This is a genomic window from Hoylesella marshii DSM 16973 = JCM 13450 (assembly GCF_000146675.1).
Taxonomy (GTDB): Bacteria; Bacteroidota; Bacteroidia; order Bacteroidales; family Bacteroidaceae; genus Prevotella; species Prevotella marshii.
This window is the reverse complement of record NZ_GL397214.1, coordinates 1-4,408: the sequence shown is the minus strand read 5'-3', so window position 1 is coordinate 4,408 and position 4,408 is coordinate 1. Positions and strand designations below refer to the sequence as shown.

Below are 4,408 nucleotides of genomic sequence, written 5' to 3'. Positions count from 1 at the left end.
TTGTATTTGGAGTTTTCTCCAACTTTTTCTGTTGCTCACGGACACGGCTGGTGTGAAAATCGTTGAGGTCTTTGAAGTCTCTATAATACACTGCCATATCTTCTACCTTAAAACCTGTGTTTACAAATTCCTGCACTGCCTTTCGCCCAGCATCGTCATTATCAAGAAAAGCACGAATGGAGGTTATACTTCTCTCGTTTAGGTAGCGAATACTTCTGGCCACATTGCTTACAGAGTTCATCACAAGGCATTGGTTGGTTACTTTCTCTTTCATTGAAAGAAAAGAGAGAAAGTCCATAAAACCCTCGAACAGACAAACGGGCTGTTCCATGTCCTCAAATATCGGAGTGATGCCCTTCGGGGCAATCGTTCCCTTGAACGTATTGTTGTCCCGAAGTTCATAGCCACCCGAAGAGTTGGCAAAGCCGATGGCTTCATATCTTCTTCCTCTTACCTCGTAACTGATACATTTGAGAAAGGGTGTTGCCTTTTCCAAATTAATACAGCGTTCCTTTTTGAAATACTCCTGTAAGTGCGGCGACAAGGTGTCTGATATGCTTATCAGTCTCCTTGTTCCGCTTGCCGTAACATTCTCTCTTTGATTTGGACTGATGGATATTCCTCTATTTGTAAAACTGTAGCTGTGCGTTGTATTATCGGGAGTGTTCTGCTCCAAACGGCAGATGGCTTCCGAGAGCGTGCAGCCCTCCAAACGCATGCAAAGGTCGATGATGCTTCCACCCCTGCCTTCGGCATAGTCTATCCAAAGGTTCTTTTCCGTGTCCACCTTGAAACTCGGATGTGTTTCCTCCCTGAGCGGTGAGTGGTACATGGCATAGGTCGGTGTCTTGCGGACAGGCTTGATGTCTTTACTTTCGAGATATTCCACGATGGAATATCGCTTGATAGCTGATAAATCTTCTTCTTTCATTGTTTTGATACTTTAATGGGTTGAATGATAATTATTTATGTTTGTCTATTTTATGGTTTTACCGTTTCCAAAGTCCTTCCCCTCCAAACTTTTTCATCTTTCTTCTTACTACATGTTATTTTGTGATAAGTGATTGATAATCAGTATTACTTTGTAGTATAAGACAATACTACACATTCTACTACATTTGGCTACTACAAGTTTGAAGGAGCGGGCAGGGCAAGATTTTCTTAATCTTGTAGACATAGATGGGGCTACCTCCGTTTCTTCGTTTGCTCACCTTTATGTATCCTGCTTTCTTCAAGGCTTCGCCCATACGCTTGGCAACAAGTGGCTGGTGGGTATAAATACCCAGATAGGTGAGTATCTCCGTAGTGGTCATTAACGAATAGCTTTCATCCTCCGTTGGCTTTTCAAAGCAACGCAGCAAGAGCTCCATTTCTGCAGTCTGTACTTGAAAGTCCTCACTCTCTCTGTATAGTTCGGCAGTCTCTTCATCATCAAACCAATAGCGGAAACCTGACTTTAACAGGGCTTTGGCTTCAGCATAGACATTGTCCATTGAAATACGCTTGGCTTTCTCTATGTCTATGGATAGAACTTCAAAGGGCAGAAACCTTCTGCTGCCTGTCGGGTCTGTAAGAAAGTCATTGCCGTTCACTGATGCCACGAAGCTTGCCAAGTGGGGATGCTCCTCCACGTACTTGTCATACGGCATACGGTACTTGACCATCGGACAGGTGATAAGGTTCTTCAGTTCGTTTTCGTCCCACTTATTGAGGGCTTTTAGCTGGTCGTCTATGTTTACGATAAGGTTCTGACCGATATAGGTAAGTGTGTCCTTCTCCTGTGGATATATTTTTCCTGTGTAATTGTAACCGTGCAGTTTGGACGGACAGAGCAAATCGAGAAACGTTGTCTTGAACTTTCCCTGCTCTCCTGTCAGTACAAGGCAGGTATGGTTGCGGCACTCGCGGTCGTCCATCGCATTGGCAACCACCGCCACAAGCCATTTGGTAAGATACGGCAACCACTTTTCGGAGTTGCGGACAACAACGCTACTGGCCAAATCTGAAATTGCTTTCGGTGAAAGAGAAAAAGGAGCACTACTACCACTGTAATTACTACCATTGCTACTATCATCACCTGTATCAATCAGTGGCAATGCCTTGAAATACTCCTGTATGGGATTGATGCGCGGAGAAAAACTGCTTTCAATGATGGAATAAAGGTTCTCGGCAGAAGTCGCTATGCTTTCATCGCAATCGAGTTCCCTGCGAAGTGTGTTGATTTCATAGCGACCGACTTTTGTAAATATGCCGCTGTTCCTACTTCGGTATTCGGTTCTGCCCAATACTGTATTGTATCTAAAATCGTAGTGTGTGGAGAGGTAGTTTTCTATCTCTGCGTTCTAGGATGAGCTACCCCTGCGATGAGGATTTCTCCTGCTGTCTGTATTGCCTGCATCTGTGTTCTTTTTCATTATTCCCTTGAATTGGTTTCCAAGAGTGAAGTTAGGGTGAGAATGTGTAACTTCCAAGCATTCAGAGCCTTCTTGCATAATGTTGCGCTCGTCTGCTGCAAAATTCTTAGGGAAACAGGCTGTCAAAAAGAGCATTTATCGTCTCATTAAGCAAAAAATGGACGACAGGAAAGAAAGGTTATCTGAAATACGGATGTTACTGTCTGCTTTCAGATGTACTCTTTTGCTTTGATTGTCTTATTAGCTTTATTTGTGTAGTGGCAAAAGTATAAATCTGTCTCTTTTGTCCTTGTCATAGTGCCACAAGCTGCCACGTGAATGAAAAGTGATGGAATAAGAAATATCCAATATTAATTTTGCATAAGACAAGCTGCGCTCGGCAAAGGATAAGTGAACTTTCCTCTGCACTCGCTTGGATTGTCTTTACAATGAAAGAAAAAAGACGGGGCAGGAAAACGCAAATGTGAACCGATGAAACGGATTGCTCTTTTCCCGATTGTTCCCGATACTTCCCTGCTGTTCCCCACGGCTTTGAGAGGCGCACGCACGCCATTACCTTTGCCGATGGAAACAGGAAAGACCTGAAACAATAAACAATAACAAAATATAATTATGAACTATTACGTCATTACGGAAACCAATTGGGCAAAGCTTCGAGATGAAATCTTGAGCCTTGCGGAATGCTGCCACAAGGCATTCGGAGAAAAGAGTAAGCGCACGGACTGGTTGCACAACGGCGATGTGTGCCGACTGCTGAACATCAGCAAACGCACTTTGCAGCATTATCGTGATACGGGCGTACTGCCGTTTACGCAAATCGGACACAAGTGCTATTACAAGCGTGAGGATGTGGAAACACTTCTTCTTACGAAGTCGAACAAGCCTAAAAACAGACAGATATGATGGAAACAGCAAGAGATTTGAACATGGAGACGGACGAGATGCAGCTGGTCGTCTCGGCATTGAGAGGTGTGGGGAAACGGATTGTAGAAGTAGCACAGACGCACAAACCACTCTTTGCTGGCGAACTTTTCCTCACGGGTAAGGAAGTGTGCGAGCGACTGTACATCAGTCCCCGTACCTTGCAGGACTACCGAGACAGGAAGATTATCCCTTACACGCAGTTTGCAGGAAAGATACTCTACAAGGCTTCGGACTTGGAAAAAATGCTGGAGGAGAATTACAAGTGAGGGGATTGATTTTGTATAACTGAAACTCTTCATATTCTATTCCACAATATGTTGTTTGACGTATAAAATAAATTTAGCCATTCAACACACATAAGTGTTTATTGCAAAATACTAATTTTTGGGTATTGTTCAATCGTGATATCCTTAGTATTTTTGCACAAAACAAACTTTAGCATATGATTAAAAATAAAAATCATATATTATATAGAGACGAAGTCTCATTAAGTCAAACGCACCGTTTTTCCTAAGCGGTGCGATTTTTTTATGAACAAAATAGAACTTAGTTCATTATTTAAAGTTTTCATGGGCGTATGCAGAAACTGAAGGACGATATTCGGCAGCGTATCGTTGCCGTAGCGCGCGAGGAATTCATCGCTCACGGCGCACGCAGCACGTCTATCCGCACGGTGGCGCGGCGTGCAGGCATTGCTGCTGGCAACGTGTACAACTACTTCCGTAGCAAGGACGAGCTGTTTTGCGAGGTATTGCGGCCGCTGCTCAACGAACTGAACCGCTACATTCTGTCGCACAACGAGGAGCGGCACCTCAGCATAGAGGTGTTCGACGCACTCGATTTTCAGAACGAATACATCGGCGCAATGAAGCGAATGGTGAGGCTTTACCGCCCCGAGCTTCGGCTGTTGCTGTTCAATGCCGAAGGCACATCGCTTGCGGGGTACAAGGAGAGAATAGTTGAGCATCAGCTGAAAGCAGGCAAGGAATACTTACGACTGATGAAAGCGCGCTATCCGCACATCAACATCGACATATCGCCTTTCTTCCTGCACATTGCGAGTTCTATGT

General features: G+C 44.2%; 4 protein-coding genes and 1 pseudogene. 3 read left to right on the top strand and 2 right to left on the bottom strand.

Going from position 1 to position 4,408, the window contains the following annotated elements; translation table 11 throughout:
- Together HMPREF0658_RS00030 and HMPREF0658_RS00025 are read right to left on the bottom strand one after the other, a co-directional pair.
- On the bottom strand, nt 1-931 hold a 931-nt coding region (locus HMPREF0658_RS00030), incomplete at its 3' end, for a toprim domain-containing protein (RefSeq protein WP_006947595.1).
- Between the two features lie 181 nt (nt 932-1,112).
- Nucleotides 1,113-2,549 (bottom strand): annotated as a pseudogene (locus HMPREF0658_RS00025) (virulence-associated E family protein).
- A gap of 477 nt (nt 2,550-3,026) precedes the next feature.
- On the opposite strand from HMPREF0658_RS00025, the gene HMPREF0658_RS00015 reads away from it, so the two are divergent.
- The 3 genes from HMPREF0658_RS00015 to HMPREF0658_RS00005 all read left to right on the top strand — a co-directional run.
- Complete coding sequence (locus HMPREF0658_RS00015) at nt 3,027-3,317, top strand: helix-turn-helix domain-containing protein (RefSeq protein ID WP_006947592.1); 291 nt, start codon at nt 3,027-3,029, stop codon at nt 3,315-3,317.
- Nucleotides 3,314-3,604, top strand: coding sequence for a helix-turn-helix domain-containing protein (locus HMPREF0658_RS00010; protein ID WP_006947591.1), 291 nt, complete (start codon nt 3,314-3,316; stop codon nt 3,602-3,604). Before HMPREF0658_RS00015 ends, HMPREF0658_RS00010 begins: the two co-directional genes overlap by 4 nt.
- Nucleotides 3,605-3,915: 311 nt before the next feature.
- Nucleotides 3,916-4,408: TetR/AcrR family transcriptional regulator (locus HMPREF0658_RS00005; RefSeq protein WP_006947588.1), on the top strand; the 493-nt coding region annotated here is incomplete at its 3' end.